A 16,773-nucleotide genomic window follows, 5' to 3' on the forward strand; every position below is an offset into this window, starting at 1 on the left:
CTTGAGCTGTTTTTCATAACCTTAGGCTATCAACCATCTGTTTTGACGATGAAAATGACTTGGTGTTATGATTGATCTTTGAGTTATAAGCAAAGAGATCATGAAAACTATTCAACGTTATGTACATTATCAATTTGATGACCAAGCAATAATAATTGGCAACAAGGTTATAAATATAGCTGTATCAGTCATCGCCTTGGCAGCAGCTACTTTCCCATTTTTGTTGTTATTTTTCCGACTTAGCTAATAACATTTATCAGTATGTTCGATTTTCGATTACAGGTTTTTCATACAGTGGCCAAGAGGCTGAACTTTACTAAAGCTTCTGCTGAGTTGTATATCAGCCAGCCTGCGGTAACCAAGCATATCAAAGAACTGGAGGAACAGTTCAAAACGACGCTGATAGAACGTAGCGGGAATAAAAAAATATCGCTCACACCTGCTGGCGAAATGTTGCTGGCTTATGCGGATAGACTGGCCGCTGTTTACAACGAGCTGGACTTTGATATGAACCTGCTGATCAAAAAACATTCGGGTACGTTGCGTATCGGTGGCAGTAATACGGTTGCGCAATACGTGATCCCCCCGGTATTAGCCCGGTTCCACGAAAAGTTTAGAGACGTACAAGTGAACCTGGTGCCCGGTAATACTGAGCAGGTGGAACTGGCATTGTTAAACAAAGAGATCGATCTGGGTATAGTAGAGGGCATCCTGCGTAATCCGCAACTCAGCTATCAGGAATTTTTGAGTGATGAACTGGTGCTGATCTGTAGCGCCTCAAATACTTTTAAAAAGGACAGCATTAAACCGGAAGAATTAAAAGATTTACCCTTATTACTACGTGAACCAGGTTCAGGGACTTTGGACGTCATTGCTCACGCTTTAAAGCCTTTCAATATTAAGTTATCAGATCTGAATATCGAGATGCAGTTAGGCGGCACGGAAAGTATAAAGTCTTATTTGCTACACAGCAAATGTTTTGCATTTGTATCTGTGCAGTCGATATTAAAAGAACTAAAATACAACGAATGCAGGATCATTGATATCAAAGATCTGACTATAGAGCGTCCATTTTATTTTATCCTGCCACACGGTCAACCTTCATCGTTAGCAGAAATATTTATGCGATTCGCTAAAAGCTATAAGAGCCTATAAGCCTCTGATATGACTGAAAAGAGAAATAAAGTCATCATCATGTTTATTGCTGAAGCGCCTGGTTCTATCGATAAACATTTTTATTTAAAGAACACCAATTTATTCCGGGCAATGCGCACGGCCTTTGAACAGGCTTTTGGTAAATTTAGTTCTGCTGACGACTTTCTTGACTTTTTTAACAAGTCCGGATGCGTCTTGGATCACCTTTATCCTTTGGGTAAAGAAATATTGACTAAACCAACGGGTTATGCTGCCCGGCAGTTGGCAGATCGCATGCGTTCGCTTCAACCTGATCATGTTATTATTCTAATGAAGCGTATTGCTCCCGTTATCTGCAAAGCTGCCGTCGATGCTGATTTTCCCTCGTCTAAAATTCTAATTACAGCATATCCAGCAGGAAGTGAAAGGAACAGGCAGCTTTTTATAAGAGATGTATCAAATTGGTCAAAAAAAATGTTCGATAATATTTAGTTATCGTGATGTCTGTTTACCATAATAGATCTCTTTACGGCAATAGGATCTGATAGCTTGGTTGGGCTGGAAACTTTCCCATCATTTGAGGGTTTATTTATCATATTCAAATGCTATGAAAATATCTAAATATATCCACTCTTGCCTACTACTGGAAAAAGACGGTTTTCAGTTATTATTCGATCCCGGTAAGTTTACATTTGCCGAGGACTTAGTAAAAGTGGAGCAATTTATTAAAGTCAATGCTGTCATCATTACCCATAGTCATCCCGACCACCTGCACGTGGAACAACTGAAAGCCATCGTTAAATTAAGCGGCGCTAAGATTTATACCAACAAAGAAGTCGCTAAAGAATTAAAAGAGTCCGGGCTATCTTATAACTTGGTTGAGGCCGGGTTGTTCGATATCGGTCCTTTTGCTTTGCAGGCGATCAATGTAAAACATGAAAATATTCTTGATAGTCCATTGCCTGATATGCAGGCCTACTTGATCGATGGCAGGGTCTTAAATCCTGCGGATTCTTTTGGCACTTATGATGATGAATTTCAACAGCCTGAATTATTAATACTGCCTGTTATGGCTCCGTTTACGACAGAGATAGCGGTAGCGGAGTTTGCTGATCATATTAAACCCAAGGCCGTACTACCGGTGCACGATGGCTACGCCAAGGAATTCTTTTTAAAACAACGCTACGAGACCTATAGTAAGCACTTTGAAAAACGAGGGATCGTATTTCATCAGGCCATGCAACCGGGTTTTAGTATTAGCATTTGAAGAAGCAGTATTAGGTAATAGATCTTAAGACTGCTAAATTTACTCAATGATACAGTTTGGCCCTGCGTTGCAATTAGAATTAGAGGCAAATAGCCAGCGTAAGCAGTTGCCTGCCGGTACGGTGCTGATGTCGTCAAACAGTTATGTGCGTTCGTTGCCGGTGCTTTTATCCGGCAGTATGCGGGTGATGCGGCAGGATGAGGATGGCCGCGAAATATTACTTTATTACATTAAGCCCGGCGAAAGCTGCATCATGTCATTCCTGGCCGGGATACATGAAGATACCTCGAAAGTACACCTGGAGGTGGAAGAGGATGCCGATGTACTGATGTTGCCCATTACCAAAGCCAGCGAATGGATAAAGAGCTATCCCGAATGGGCCGATTTTATCTTTAAGCTTTACCACCAGCGTTTTGAGGAATTACTCACGGTAATTAACGAAGTGGCCTTTCAAAAACTGGACGACCGCATTGTTGAACTGCTGAAGAAGAAGGCTGCGGTATTTAATTCCCATGAATTTCAGATCACTCACCAGCAACTGGCAGAAGAGCTGGGTACTACCCGCGAAGTCATATCACGCCTTTTGAAGCAAATGGAAAAGAAGGAGATGATCGCCCTTTCTCGCAATAAGATCACTTTAAATTTCCCTGTGTAACATAAGTCACCAATTGCCTGGCTGAAAGCAGATAGCTTTGTTCCATTAATCATCAGGTTTTGGAAATAGCAGGTTACGCAGCTTCGGTTTTAATTGGTTTGTCCCTTGGCTTAGTTGGCGGCGGTGGCTCTATTCTTACCGTACCTATTCTCGTTTATTTTTTTGCTATCGATCCGGTGTTAGCGACCACTTATTCTTTATTTGTAGTTGGACTAACCAGTACCGCAGGCGCGGCCAGCCATTACCTAAAAGGCAATGTGGATGTTAAGACCGCGTTGATCTTCGGTTTACCATCCTTGGCCGCCGTATTTACCATGCGGAGATGGATAATGCCGGTGATACCAATTCACTTACTTACGCTTGGACACTGGGCTGTTACCAAAAGCATGTTACTGATGCTGGTTTTTGCCGCTCTGATGCTGGCAGCATCCCTTTCGATGATCCGGAATAAAAAGGAAGATCGTGGTAGTTCCCTAGAGCTCAGTTATACAAGATTAATTTTCCAGGCCATAGCTGTTGGCCTCATCACTGGTTTTGTAGGCGTTGGCGGTGGTTTTCTTATTATTCCCTCACTGGTTTTGTTCGCAGGTTTGCCAATGAAAAAGGCGGTGGGCACTTCACTTATAGTAATGACCATAAGCTCGCTGCTGGGTGTATTGGGTGATATCACCGGGCATGTAGTAATAAATTATGCGTTTTTAGCCGTCTTTTCGGGTTTTGCCATTGCCGGTATCATCCTCGGCAGTTACCTCACGCGGTTCATCAGCGATACTCGCCTGAAGCCTGCCTTTGGCTGGTTTGTATTGGCTATGGGTATCTTTGTTTTAATAAGCACTTTAACTAACTCACATGGACATCATTAAACAACCGTGGCCCTGGTATGTAGCCGGGCCGTTGATAGGGCTAATCGTGCCGGCACTATTAATATTAGGTAACAAAACATTCGGTATCTCATCTACTTTGCGGCAGATATGCGCGGCTTGTATCCCGGCAAATATTTCCTTTTTTAAATACGACTGGAAGAAGGACACATGGAATTTGTTTTTTATTGCAGGCATCGTTATAGGCGGATTCATCGCCGCGCATTTATTGTCCGATCCCGGACCGGTGGGCATCAATCCTAAAACCATTGTTGCCTTGCAGCAGCAGGGCATTAAAGATTTCAGCGGTTTACTGCCACAGGATATTTTTAGTTTCAAGGCGCTAACCACTTTAAAAGGGTTTGTGTTTATTGTAATCGGCGGTTTCCTGGTTGGCTTTGGTACGCGCTATGCCGGTGGCTGTACTTCAGGTCATGCCATTATGGGTGTTTCCTCTTTACAATGGCCTTCCCTGGTAGCTACCTGCTGCTTTATGATCGGCGGCTTTGTAATGACCTGGTTGATCTTACCTTATTTATTACAGCTATGAAGAACCTCAAATTTTTACTGGTCGGGATGTGCTTCGGTATCATCCTGATCAAATCCGAAGTGATATCGTGGTTCCGCATACAGGAAATGTTCCGCCTGCAAGCCTTCCACATGTATGGCATCATCGGCAGTGCTATTGTAGTCGCCATGATCTCCATCTTGTTGATCAAACGATTCAATATCAAAACGATCCATCAAGAAGCGATCATCATCCCGGATAAGCAGTTTAACTGGGGCTATGTTTATGGTGGTTTGATCTTCGGATTGGGCTGGGCGCTTACCGGTGCGTGCCCAGGCCCCATATTCGCGCAGATCGGCAGCGGCATTTTGGTTACAACATTAACGCTGCTGAGCGCCGTTGCAGGTACCTGGGTTTATGGTTTATTACGTGAAAAACTTCCGCATTGATATGAAAATTGAACAATTTGAAGATAAAGGACTATCACATTATTCTTACGCGATATTAAGCGAATGCGAAAACAAGATCGTGCTGATCGATCCGGCAAGGGATGTTACGCCGTACCTGTCTTTTGCAAAAGCACATGATGCCAACATCATCGGTGTGATCGAAACCCATCCGCACGCTGATTTTGTAAGCGGGCACCTGGAATTACAGCAGGTTACCGGAGCGGTCATTTATTGCTCCAAGCTATTAGAGGCTGAATATGCACATCAAACATTTGATGATGGTGACGTGATCGCATTTGGTAAAATAAAATTGAAAGGCCTGAATACCCCAGGTCATTCGCCGGATAGCATCAGCATTGTTTTGGAGCATAATGGTCAGGACAAAGCCGTATTTACCGGCGATACGCTGTTCATTGGTGATTGCGGTAGGCCTGATCTGCGTGAGCAGGCCGGAAACCTCACTGCGAGGCGTGAGGAATTAGCCCAACAAATGTATCATTCACTGCGCGACAAATTGTTGGTGTTGGACGATGCGGTTTGGGTTTACCCGGCACATGGCGCAGGTACCTTATGCGGTAAAGCGCTAAGCGATGATAATCGCAGCACTATCGGCGCAGAAAGAGCGGGCAACTGGTCGTTACAGGAAATGAGCGAAACTGAATTTGTGCAGACCTTGCTGGAAGAGCAGCCATTCATACCAAAATACTTTGCATATGATGTTGCCTTGAATAAGCATGGCGCACCACCATTACAACCAGCATTAGCTGGCGTTCCGGCCAAAAAACCAGTCGAGCTGAACAGCGAAATGTTTATTATCGACGCCCGCCCTGAACAGGAATTTAAAAAAGGGCATTTGCCGGGATCGATCAATATTCAGAATGGCGGCAAATTTGAGACTTGGCTGGGCAGCATCATCGCACCCAAAGAAGCTTTTTATTTAGTAGCTGAAAACGAGGAGAAACTAAAGCAAGTAATCGGTAAAGCCGCTAAAATCGGCTACGAAGCTTTTTTAGAAGCCGCATTTGTGATTGACGGAGGCCACGAACAAATGGCAGAACTGAACTTTGCTCATTTTGCTGCGCACCCGGAGCAATACACGATAGTCGATATCCGAAACGAAGCTGAAGTAAAAGCGCAGCCGGTTTTCCGGAATGCTCTTCCTATTCCACTATATGAACTGCGTGAGCGTTTAGCGGAAATTCCTTTCAGTAAACCTATTGTGGTGCATTGCGCCGGAGGCTACCGCAGTGCTGCCGGCAGCAGTATTGTTGCCAACGCATTTGATTCGAAAACCAACGTGTTCGATCTTAGAGAAGCGATCAAAAAGTTTATATCTTAACAATGGCTGATAAAAAAGAACACTGGGAAAACGTTTATGCACAAAAAAAGCTGGCCGAAGTAAGCTGGTACGAGCCAATACCAGAAACCTCGTTAACGATCATTAACAGCTTAAATCTTCCAAAAGATGCAGCGATCATTGACATTGGGGGTGGTGACAGCTTAATGGCGGATCATCTGCTGGCATCGGGTTACACGAATATTACCGTATTGGATATTTCTGCCAAGGCTATTGACAGGGCGAAGTTTCGGTTGGGTGATCAGGCTAATGAAATTAAATGGATCGTAAGTGATGTGCTGGATATGGAAATTGACGATCAATACGACCTTTGGCATGACCGGGCAGCATTTCATTTTTTGACCAATACAGCAGATCAAAGCAAATACGCTGAAGTGGCAGCTAAATATTTAAGCGCTAATGGAAAACTTATCATCGGGACTTTTAGTATCGACGGCCCTGAAAAGTGTGGCGGATTAGCGGTTGAACGTCATTCACCTGCTTCGTTATCAAACATTTTCCGGGAGCACTTTCATTTAACGGGGAGTATGGAGCATATCCATCATACGCCATTTAATACCGGGCAGCTATTTAACCACAGTTGGTTTCAAAAATTACCATAACCTTTAGTTATCGACCATCGCCTTTTATGATAAAATTTATCACTAAATAAGACGGAATTTTGGGTATCAAAAGCAAAGATCATGGATACCCAACATCAGTTAACTCAAACCCATACATTTCTTCACCTAAACGAAAATACCCGTAAATTTATCTTTATCATTTGCGTGGCTTTATGCCTTACACCAATCGTCAGCCCGGCTATCGCGCTGTTATTAGGCTTGGCGGTCGCGCAATTGTCAGGTCACCCATACCTGCATTTAAATCATAAGGCTACACACCTGTTGTTACAGGTATCGGTTGTAGGGTTGGGTTTCGGTATGAATGTGCATAGTGCCATGCAGGCTGGTAAAGAAGGCGTGCTGTTTACCATCGCTTCGATTAGCAGCACTTTACTCTTCGGTTTCCTGATCGGCAAATGGCTGAAGATCGAAAAGAAAACTTCTTACCTGATCTCAAACGGTACCGCTATCTGCGGTGGCAGCGCCATTGCAGCCATCTCTCCGGTAATCAAGGCTGAAGAAAAACAGATCTCTGTCGCTTTAGGTTGTGTGTTTATACTGAATTCTATTGCGCTGTTTGTGTTCCCGGTAGTCGGGCATTACTTCAACTTATCACAAACCCAGTTCGGTTTATGGTGTGCCATTGCCATTCATGATACCAGTTCAGTTGTCGGGGCTGCCAGTAAGTACGGCGCACACGCTTTAGAGGTAGCTACTACAGTGAAATTAGCCAGGGCGCTGTGGATCGTGCCGATCGCATTTTTGTCGACCTTTCTGTTCAAAAACCAATCTAAAAAAGTAGCTATTCCTTATTTCATCGGGTTATTCATTCTGGCAATGATCGCCAACACTTACATGCCTGTCGTCAAACTAATCAGCCCCTATATGGTAATGATCGCTAAGGCGGGACTCACCTTGACCTTGTTCCTGATCGGTGCCGGTTTATCTCGCCAGGTGTTGGCTTCAGTAGGATTCAAACCTTTGGTGCAGGGTGTGGTATTGTGGATATTGATCTCAGTAAGCGCTTTGTACGCTATCCTGCATTTGGTATAGATGAACATGGGGTCAAGAAGTATCAAATACCCTGTTTTCGGTCGGTCATTTTATTTTTTAGGATCAGGCTGGGTAGTATTTGGTTCTAAACCAAAAAGCCAAATTCACTAATGCTATCAGCGCCGGAACTTCCACAAGCGGGCCGATCACACCGGCAAATGCTTCACCTGAATTAATGCCGAACACGCCGATGGCAACAGCGATAGCCAGCTCAAAATTGTTACCGGTTGCCGTAAAGGCAATAGAAGTCGATCTTGAATAATCGGCACCGAATGACTTGCCGATAAAAAAACTGGCAATAAACATAATGGTAAAATAGATCACTAATGGGATAGCGATGCGCACTACGTCGAATGGTATTTTTACGATCAGATCACCTTTTAAGCTGAACATGACGATAATAGTGAATAGCAGGGCGATCAAAGTTATCGGCGATATGAAGGGTACATATTTGGTATTGAACCATGTTTCGCCTTTCAGTTTAATGAGCGTATAACGGCTGATCACGCCCGCTGCAAATGGAACACCTAAATAGATGCCGACCGACTTGGCAATTTCTGCGATCGTGATGTTAACGGCCAGACCTTTTAAGCCGAACAAGGGCGGCAGGAGCGTAATGAATACATAAGCATAAACACTGTATAATAGCACTTGGAAAATACTGTTTAAAGCGATCAGGCCAGCGGCATATTCGCGGTTGCCCTCAGCGAGTTCGTTCCAAACCACAACCATAGCAATACAACGTGCGAGGCCAATGAGTATCAGGCCGACCATATAATCAGGATGATCCCGTAGTAAAGTAATAGCTAACACGAACATCAGCACCGGGCCGACAATCCAGTTGAGGATGAGCGAAGCACTCAATACCTTAGTATTACGGAATACTTCGCCCATTTTCTCGTATTTCACTTTGGCCAATGGCGGGTACATCATCATGATGAGGCCAATGGCCAGCGGGATATTGGTCGTACCGCTCGAAAAGGAATTAATAAAAGTGGCCGATGAAGGGAAAAAATAACCAAGGCCAACACCAATGGCCATCGCCAGGAAGATCCACAAGGTGAGGTAACGGTCAATAAAGCCTAATCGTTGTCTTTCAACGGTCGGCGCGCAGTGGTCAATACTCATTAGTCCTTTAGGTTTTCGTTCACGAAATTCCTTGCGTATTGCCTGATCATTTCCCGCACTTCGCGAAACTGCTCCATAATTTGTTCATCGGTACCGGTAGCTTTGGCCGGGTCCGGAAAATTTTGATGTAGTTTAATGGCCTTGGTTGGAAAGTAAGGACAATTCTCCTTCGCGTTATCGCAAACGGTGATCACGTAGTCGAAGGCGATGTCGGCATACTCATCTACGTTGTTGGAAGTATGACCGGATATATCTATACCATCACGTTTCATGATCTCGATAGCTTTGGGGTTTACGCCATGCGTTTCGATACCTGCGCTGTAAATAGTTGCTTTGTCGCCTGCAAAATAACGCAGGTAACCTTCGGCTATTTGGCTGCGGCAACTGTTTCCTGTACAGAGCACTAATATGTTTTTCATTTATAATTTAATTAGTGGTTTTGACATAACGACTGCCGAAACCGGGCAGACATGGGAAAATTCGGATGAAGCTTTTAACGGTTCGGGCACTTCTTCCCGGCTGATGCGTTTAAAGCCATGGTTTTCAAAATGACCAGGAGCTGTTTCTGTCAGCAGAAAAAGCTTGGTCATGTTTTGATCTAAGGCTGTAGCTTCAATTTTTTGCAAGAGTTGAGCGGCGATGCCTTGTTTTCGGAAATTGGGGTGAATGACCACCGAACGCAATAGGCCATTACTGCCGTAGATCTCCACTCCGGCGGCCCCGATGACTTCGCCATCGTTAATGGCGACAAAGAAATTGTTCAGTGTTTCCGGCAGATCTGCATAAGGTAGTTTGGCCAAACTTAAAAGTTCAACTACTTCTGCTTTGTAAGGTTGCGCAGCTTTGATCTCCATGATGAAGTTGTTTAACAGCAGCCCCCGCCCGGTGTGCAGCAGGCTTCAGCGGGTGCAGCCAGGTTCACTAATTGTACTTTTGGTTTTTCAACGACCGCAGGCGCACAACATTCCTCACCCTTATCATTCGTGCCGCAATTGCCGCCGCGACCAATAGCCTTGCATTGCACCGCATCCGGGCGCAGGTCAACGGTTAAAGCATTTTCACTCACGATCATTTCATTGGGGAACATTTGGCGGGTATCAAATTCAGAGTTACCGAACTCGATCTTTACTGTACCGTTGGGGTTCAGTGGCAGCATTTTCTCGACGATATCCACGATAGATAAAGCTTTGCCTACTTTCATCGATTGCTCTTGCTGTTCGCCCTCCGGCACCCAAAGCTGTACGATAATTTCTGTCCAGGCATTCATTACGCCGCCGCAATCCACGGAAGTGATCGGCGCTTGTTTGATCTCGGTGATATGGTAAGCTGGATCTACCAGTTTGCCTTCTGCATATTGGAATTGCAGGTCAAGGTCCGAATGCTGTAATAAGGTATCCTTAAAGGTTTTCCAGTTGATTGCTTCTATATTATTCATGGCTGCATGCTTTATTTATTGCAATATTACGATAGATTAACTCAAAAAATTTTAACAGCAATTGTCTTGCTTTTCTTTGTAAGAACCAAACAGTACATTTAGTTCCAGTTGTAGTGCTTTCCAGGCTTTCGGCTCAATGCAGTAACAAACGCTAACACCCTCTATAGTGCCTTGTATAAGCCCGGCGTTTTTTAGCTCTTTCAAATGTTGTGAAATAGTTGCCTGCGCAAGCCCGAGTTCTTCAACCAAATCACCACATATACAAGCATTCGCTGCGATAATATGCTGCAAAATAGCAATACGTGCAGGATGCGCAATAGCTTTTAACTGCACTGCCAGCTCGTTTTGCTGCTTGTTGAATATGTCCGTTTTGGTGATGCCCATAATTAATATCGCAATATTACGATATAACAACAAATTTTCCAAATTTTATCATTTTCGTATATTTGAATAGTCAATAAAGTGGGCACCTAACTAAGCACCTGAAGATTGACTTTCTTTGTAATAAGCTGATAATAAGCACATTTTAGAAAAAGGTTCGAGCCCAGGTGGGCGCACTTAGTTAAAAAGGCCTTTTCTGCATCAGAAATGGCCTTTTTTTGTTTCTAAACGCCGAGTTCGGTCCCTCAGCAGCATCGTCACTGTGAAGTTTTTGTGACGAGATTTACAGGTTTTTTTGTTGAACTTGACACGTAATCTTCACAAATACGTCACGAAGATTTCGAGTCATAAATTTAAATTTTATGGCAACTGTAGCTGCAGTCGTTTATGAACACCACAAAAAAAATGATGGCACTTTTAATGTAAAAATTAGAGTCTATCACAAATCACAAAAGAAGTATATTGATACCACACATTTCGTCTCAAGGAGACAATTGGATGCGGAATTCAATATTAAGGATAAATACCTTATCAGAGTAATTGAAGAAACTCTTGAAGAATATCGCGTTGAGATCACCCGTCTTAAAAGTAAAATAGACTTTCTAACGTGCGAAGCCTTGCGGGACTATCTCCAAAATTTAAATAGTGATATTGATTTTATAAAATTCTCACAAGAGCACATCAATCGATTGATCGAAGAAAAACGAGAACCCTACTCCAAGTGTTTTCGTGTAGTAAGGAATAGTCTAATCGATTATTTCAAGCGTACTTCCGTTTCAATCACGGAAATCACTTCGACAATGCTCTATGGCTATGAGCGCTTTTTAAAAAGTGAAAGAACGCATAAACGGATCAACCAACTGGGTAAAGAAGTTACAACAACAGAAAAAGGTTTGACGGAAAGTGGCCTTCACAATCACATGAGAGATTTAAGGACCTTGTTCAATGCTGCGAGGGATTTATATAATGATGACGACCTCGGCATTTATAGAATAAAACATTATCCGTTTAAGAAGTACAAGATCGGATCTGCTCCGCTAACAGAAAGTAGAGATAATACGATCGAAGAGGTTAAAACAATAATGGAGTGTGAACCTGAACCTGGAAGCCGCGCAGAGTTAGCAAAAGATCTTTACATGCTTTCATTTTTTATGTGTGGGATGAATGCGGTTGATCTTTACAATTCTGAAACCAAGTGGATCAAAAATGGCAGGCTTGAGTATAATCGTGCAAAAACGAAAGGCAGGCGAAAAGACAGGGCTTTTATCAGTATCAAAATAATTGACGAAGCACTTCCCCTTTTAAATAAGTACATAGGGAAGTTAGCAAGCAGATATTGCAATTACGAAGGTTTGGATACTGCCCTGTCCGACGGCATGAAAAAACTCAGGGAATTGACAGGCATCCCAGATATTACCTTGTACTGGGCGAGGCACACCTTTGCAACACTTGCCAGAAATGAATGTAGGATGAGCAAGGACGATGTTGGACAAGCATTAAATCATATTGATAATGGTCATCGCACAACTGATATTTACATCGCAAAGGATTGGCGTATCGTTGATGCGGTTCAGGAAAATGTTGTTGATTTGCTACGCGCACTCATTTTTACCGCTCAAATATCTAAAATTGACCCCAATGAACAACGCGGAGCGATGCGGGTAATCTATGGATAAAGACCATGCCCATTTTATTTTTATATGGGCAATGATATAGTCTTATTAGACAAACGGGGTAGAAAATTTAATTTCTACCCCGTTTGTCGTATCTAAAGCGTTGAAGGAATGACTTTAAGGTGCATAACCCATGACAAAGGGGAGAAGTATCTTACGAGAAATGTGTTAAGCGAACTCTCTCCCGAATTGGAGCTACTGCTTAGAAGGCAGTTGCTCTATCCAACTGAGCTACGGAACAGATTTTTTTAACTTCACCTATCTCAAAATTGGAAATTTCTAAACTATGACATGTGTTTCCTAACTTGATCTATCAACCTAAGTGGGAACTATAGTAATGCCTTTAAAAGTTGTGTACAATTACTGCGCTTGCACTCATTTGCAGCAAAGTTCCAAAAAAGATTTTTATCTAAATTGAGTATATGATGTGATTGATGTTGTCTGTTAAATAGAGTAAATCTTCATCCATATGATTATTAACTTAAAATTAGTGATGTAATTGGAATTAACCTGGATTAATACCTGGTCTACCAAATTAAGATTGTAATATATATTAATTGTGGTGTTGCTTTTTGAAACATCACTTTACTCTTTAAAAGTTTAACACATCCACCTTATGAAAATTTTAGTGAACGGGAAAATAATAAGATCAGTTGGCCTCATCTTATTATTAGGGTTTATCTGTTCTTGTAAGAAGAATGAAAGACCAGAAGATAAGGGACAAAATGATTCTATAAATCCAGATGTATTCAGGGTGTCAAAGTTGGATCATCCTGGGATATTACATGATAAGGCAGATTTGCAGCGTATAAAAATGTATGTAGCTAATGGCTTATTTCCACCTTATAATTCGTACCTGGCCTTAAAGTCTCTACCTACAGCTTCTGCAACTTATCAAATTCGTGGTCCATTCGCTAATATCGCTCGTGATGGCGTTGATGGCAACACAAAGGGTGCATTTGAACAAGACTTTAATGCAGCATACCATAATTCGTTAATGTGGGTAATCACAGGAAACGAAGCTCATGCGAAAAAAGCGATTGAAATATTAAATGCATACTCCAATACTCTTACTGGGATAACTGGCTCGAATGACAATGCGCTGACTGCCTCATTTGGAGGATTTATCTTGGTCAATGCTGCAGAAATAATGAGATATACATATTCTAATTGGACTTTGGAAGATATTAACAAATGTGAAATTATGTTCAGAAACGTTTTTGTTAAGGAACTGAATGTTTTTTTTGCTAGGCCTGCTTATACGAATGGTAACTGGGGCGTTTCTGCTATGAAAGCAATGATGGGCTTTGGAGTATTCCTAAACGATATTGAGATTTTTAATAAAGCGGTAGAATTTTTTTTTAGCAAAGATATAGATAATGGCAGCTTGTATAATTATGTAATTAATACAGAAGGGCAATGCCAGGAGAGTGGAAGAGATCAGGCACACACTATGTTGGGCTTGGGAAGCATGGCCGAAGCTTGTGAAGTCGGATTTAAACAGGGTTTGGATATGTACGGCGCAATGAATAATCGTTTGATGTATGGATACGAGTATACTTCCAAATACAATTTAGGGTACACAGTGCCCTATGTTAAGTGGAAAGATGTGACTGGCAAATACTCCAATTGGGGCAATATTTCAGAAGCCGGAAGGGGTATTTTCCGACCGATTTTTGAAATTGCTTACAATCATTATGTGGTTAGGAAAAAATTGTCAATGCCATTCACGCAAGAGGTTATAACAAAAGTCGGCGCGGAAGCTGCTGCACCTGCTTGCGATAACCCCGGCTTCGGCTCTCTGCTTTTCTATATTGGCCCAACTCAATTGCCTGATGTGAATTTGGGAAAGCTTAACTGTCAATTTAACGGAACAGATCGCGAAGGATGGAATACAGTTCAGACCGGTGCTTCATCAATTGTGGCAGACGGGAAATTAAAAGTATCTATGGTTAATGTCGGCACAACAGCTTCACCCAAATACCGGGGAGATATTGCACTTGCAAAACCTAATTTAAACCCTATAAATTTTCCAATTTGGGCCATTAAATTTAATAAGCCCGGAAATAGTGTTCTTACATTAGACGCCAGATTGGCTACCCTTAGCGGTCAGGGAACAGGCCTTGTTGCAAAGGACGGAACGTCAGTCTTTTATTGGGATTTAAGCAGCAAATTTAGCGACATTTTTCAGCCGGATTTATTGACGCTTAAGGTTGCTGATATGACGGTTGGAACACCAAACTATGAGGTGGATTGGATTATGACCTTTAAAGATATCAACGATTTGAACACTTACATTAATCAATTATAATCGCTGTCTATAATTTAGGGAATGATTTTCTGTCGATTCGAGAAGAATTGTATACTAATAAAATCTAAAAATTTGCTTCCAAAGAGTATAATAAGAGTTTTTGAGCGTCTTGTAATTGATTTCCCACCTCTCACCTTGGCCATTACTACTCATACAAGGTAAAATTGGTTTGAAGCCCGGTTGTCCGGGCTTCTCTTGTTTCCGCCAGTATACGTTATTTCACCATAATATATCATAAAATGGATTAGGTGTTTTCAAAAACTTTTGCGAGTTGCAACGAGCGGTTCTTTCATTTCAAAACAACAAAAAAGAGTATGTAAAAATACTAAAGTTGTCCTAATAGTAAATTATATGCCATTATGAAAAGAAGTAAAATTTTCATCTTACTATTATTGCTCCTCTTTACAGGTAAATATGCTAAAGCAAAGCTTCTCACTTATCCTGTTCCGTTAGGTATCATTAAGCAAAGTGCATTCTCAATAAGAGTTCGCGAAGCGCTATTAAGCTGGCAACCTATCGAAATATATTCAGCTAATGTCGCTAAAACCTCAGCAAACCATTTTTCGCCTGTAAAAACTAGTTTTGGTTACTTTGATTGTGATAATAACGTTGAAATTGAGGTCACTGTCAAGAATTATATTAAAAGTGCACGAGTAAGCCCTGCTAAGTATGGTATAGTCCCACAAATTAAAAATAACAAAATTGTTTTTTTGCTAAAGCCCGGCCAGAAAATCTCTCTTGAAATTAACGGTGATATTTATAACAACCTGCAGTTATTCGCGAATCAAATCCTTGATAAGGAATATGTCAAAACAGATACATCACTAATCTATTTTGGTCCAGGTATACATAACTTGGGCAGGCGACGTCTAAATTCAAATGAAACCCTGTACATTGCTGGTGGTGCAGTAGTTTATGGAAGCTTAATTATTGATCATGCCGAGAATGTAAAAATATGCGGAACCGGGATACTAGCCCAACTTGAAGATTTCTTTCCAAATAAATTTCTCAAACATACAAAAGTCAACCCTCTTTCAATTGGTGAAAGGGCGGATCAAATATTAATTTCTTTTTCCAAGAATGTAACTATCGACGGGATATGTGTGCTTCCTCATAAATATTCGGTTTTAATCGGTAATTCTGATGGTGTAACAATCCAGAATTTCAAAGCTTTTAGTTTCGAAGGGAATGCTGATGGGATCGATATTTTCTGCAGTAAGAACATCAATATCAGCCACATCTTCATGAGAAATTCGGACGACTGTATCGCAGTCTATGGTCACAGATGGGGTTATTACGGTAATACTTCCAACGTTAATGTAAATGACGCTGCTTTATGGGCCGATGTTGCTCACCCCATTCTTATTGGAACACATGGTGATTCAAACCAACCGGATACGTTAGAAAGAATGAGGTTTTCAGATCTATCTATTCTCAATCATCACGAGAATCAGCTGGACTATCAAGGCTGTATCGCGCTTAATGCGGGCGATGACAATTTAATTCGGGATATCACATTTGAAAATGTCAATGTAGAACGAATTTCCAAGGGACAGCTAATAAATTTGCGGGTCATAAATAATCGCAAATACAATACCTCGCCTGGAAACAGGATTGAAAATATTCTTTTCAAGAACTTGCATTATAGCGGTTTAGGAGTACCGCTTTCTATTTTTACCGGGTATGATTCCACTAGAAATATCAGGAATATTGTTTTTGTAAATTTAAAGATAGGCAATAAAGTGATCAGCGATACTATGGATGGTAAGCCCTCTTACTACAAAACGGGAGATATGGCAAATATTTTTTGGAGCGAACATGTGCAAAATGTCAGTTTTATAACTAACTAAAAGCAAAATGCCGAAAAAATAGATCTGCATTATCACAACGATGACTAATAAAGATTATGTCTGTATTAAAATTTAATTTAGTAGTAATCCCCTTTATGCTTTTAGAAATA

The 16,773-nt window shown here is 41.7% G+C and carries 19 protein-coding genes; 14 read left to right on the forward strand and 5 right to left on the reverse strand.

Annotated features, from left to right (window positions below; translation table 11 throughout):
• Positions 1-100: 100 nt before the first annotated feature.
• From QE417_RS00995 to QE417_RS01045, 11 genes are all read left to right on the forward strand, one after another.
• Positions 101-247 carry a hypothetical protein gene (locus QE417_RS00995; RefSeq protein ID WP_157541623.1) on the forward strand — a complete coding sequence of 49 codons (147 nt, stop codon included), beginning with the start codon at positions 101-103 and terminating at the stop codon, positions 245-247.
• A 14-nt stretch (positions 248-261) separates the two neighbouring features.
• A complete protein-coding gene (locus tag QE417_RS01000) occupies positions 262-1,155 on the forward strand; it encodes a LysR family transcriptional regulator (RefSeq protein WP_117392404.1) in 894 nt (297 codons plus the stop codon).
• A 9-nt stretch (positions 1,156-1,164) separates the two neighbouring features.
• The gene (locus QE417_RS01005; RefSeq protein WP_117392403.1) at positions 1,165-1,626 is read left to right on the forward strand and encodes a hypothetical protein; all 462 of its coding nucleotides are present in this window, start codon (positions 1,165-1,167) and stop codon (positions 1,624-1,626) included.
• A 115-nt stretch (positions 1,627-1,741) separates the two neighbouring features.
• Entirely contained in the window at positions 1,742-2,401 is a 660-nt protein-coding gene (locus tag QE417_RS01010; RefSeq protein ID WP_157541621.1) for an MBL fold metallo-hydrolase, read from the forward strand.
• A 46-nt stretch (positions 2,402-2,447) separates the two neighbouring features.
• Entirely contained in the window at positions 2,448-3,056 is a 609-nt protein-coding gene (locus QE417_RS01015; RefSeq protein WP_157541619.1) for a Crp/Fnr family transcriptional regulator, read from the forward strand.
• 59 nt (positions 3,057-3,115) lie between these two features.
• Positions 3,116-3,919, forward strand: coding sequence for a sulfite exporter TauE/SafE family protein (locus QE417_RS01020; protein WP_157541617.1), 804 nt, complete (start codon positions 3,116-3,118; stop codon positions 3,917-3,919).
• Positions 3,906-4,466, forward strand: coding sequence for a YeeE/YedE family protein (locus QE417_RS01025; protein WP_157541615.1), 561 nt, complete (start codon positions 3,906-3,908; stop codon positions 4,464-4,466). The genes QE417_RS01020 and QE417_RS01025 overlap by 14 nt, the downstream gene beginning before the upstream one ends.
• Complete coding sequence (locus tag QE417_RS01030; protein ID WP_198171470.1) at positions 4,463-4,873, forward strand: DUF6691 family protein; 411 nt, start codon at positions 4,463-4,465, stop codon at positions 4,871-4,873. The genes QE417_RS01025 and QE417_RS01030 overlap by 4 nt, the downstream gene beginning before the upstream one ends.
• Before the next feature lies 1 nt (position 4,874).
• The gene (locus QE417_RS01035; protein WP_157541611.1) at positions 4,875-6,212 is read left to right on the forward strand and encodes an MBL fold metallo-hydrolase; all 1,338 of its coding nucleotides are present in this window, start codon (positions 4,875-4,877) and stop codon (positions 6,210-6,212) included.
• Positions 6,213-6,214: 2 nt separating this feature from the next.
• Positions 6,215-6,832: a class I SAM-dependent methyltransferase gene (locus QE417_RS01040; RefSeq protein WP_157541609.1), complete on the forward strand. Its 618-nt coding sequence runs from the start codon at positions 6,215-6,217 to the stop codon at positions 6,830-6,832.
• A gap of 81 nt (positions 6,833-6,913) precedes the next feature.
• Positions 6,914-7,885 carry a YeiH family protein gene (locus QE417_RS01045; protein ID WP_157541607.1) on the forward strand — a complete coding sequence of 324 codons (972 nt, stop codon included), beginning with the start codon at positions 6,914-6,916 and terminating at the stop codon, positions 7,883-7,885.
• 63 nt (positions 7,886-7,948) lie between these two features.
• Here QE417_RS01045 and arsB read toward each other — a convergent pair whose 3' ends face one another.
• The 5 genes from arsB to QE417_RS01070 are packed head-to-tail and all read right to left on the reverse strand — an operon-like array spanning position 7,949 to position 10,832.
• Positions 7,949-9,013, reverse strand: a complete 1,065-nt coding sequence (gene arsB, locus QE417_RS01050; protein WP_127702889.1) for an ACR3 family arsenite efflux transporter — start codon at positions 9,011-9,013, stop codon at positions 7,949-7,951.
• Positions 9,013-9,432 (reverse strand): arsenate reductase ArsC, encoded by a 420-nt coding sequence (locus tag QE417_RS01055; protein WP_127702888.1) that lies wholly within the window; start codon positions 9,430-9,432, stop codon positions 9,013-9,015. The genes arsB and QE417_RS01055 overlap by 1 nt, the downstream gene beginning before the upstream one ends.
• Positions 9,433-9,867: an arsenic resistance N-acetyltransferase ArsN2 gene (gene arsN2 / locus QE417_RS01060; RefSeq protein ID WP_127702887.1), complete on the reverse strand. Its 435-nt coding sequence runs from the start codon at positions 9,865-9,867 to the stop codon at positions 9,433-9,435.
• Between the two features lie 11 nt (positions 9,868-9,878).
• Positions 9,879-10,448 carry a DUF6428 family protein gene (locus tag QE417_RS01065; protein ID WP_127702886.1) on the reverse strand — a complete coding sequence of 190 codons (570 nt, stop codon included), beginning with the start codon at positions 10,446-10,448 and terminating at the stop codon, positions 9,879-9,881.
• Positions 10,449-10,499: 51 nt separating this feature from the next.
• Positions 10,500-10,832 (reverse strand): ArsR/SmtB family transcription factor, encoded by a 333-nt coding sequence (locus QE417_RS01070; RefSeq protein ID WP_078346180.1) that lies wholly within the window; start codon positions 10,830-10,832, stop codon positions 10,500-10,502.
• A gap of 359 nt (positions 10,833-11,191) precedes the next feature.
• On the opposite strand from QE417_RS01070, the gene QE417_RS01075 reads away from it, so the two are divergent.
• The 3 genes from QE417_RS01075 (at position 11,192) to QE417_RS01085 (ending at position 16,663) form a co-directional block, all read left to right on the forward strand.
• On the forward strand, positions 11,192-12,505 hold the full coding sequence (locus QE417_RS01075) for a phage integrase SAM-like domain-containing protein (protein WP_311946958.1): 1,314 nt from the start codon (positions 11,192-11,194) through the stop codon (positions 12,503-12,505).
• Between the two features lie 613 nt (positions 12,506-13,118).
• The gene (locus QE417_RS01080; protein WP_311946960.1) at positions 13,119-14,813 is read left to right on the forward strand and encodes a DUF4979 domain-containing protein; all 1,695 of its coding nucleotides are present in this window, start codon (positions 13,119-13,121) and stop codon (positions 14,811-14,813) included.
• 359 nt (positions 14,814-15,172) lie between these two features.
• The gene (locus tag QE417_RS01085) at positions 15,173-16,663 is read left to right on the forward strand and encodes a glycosyl hydrolase family 28 protein (RefSeq protein ID WP_311946962.1); all 1,491 of its coding nucleotides are present in this window, start codon (positions 15,173-15,175) and stop codon (positions 16,661-16,663) included.
• Positions 16,664-16,773 lie beyond the last annotated feature (110 nt).

The organism is Mucilaginibacter terrae, assembly GCF_031951985.1.
Lineage (GTDB): Bacteria > Bacteroidota > Bacteroidia > Sphingobacteriales > Sphingobacteriaceae > Mucilaginibacter > Mucilaginibacter terrae_A.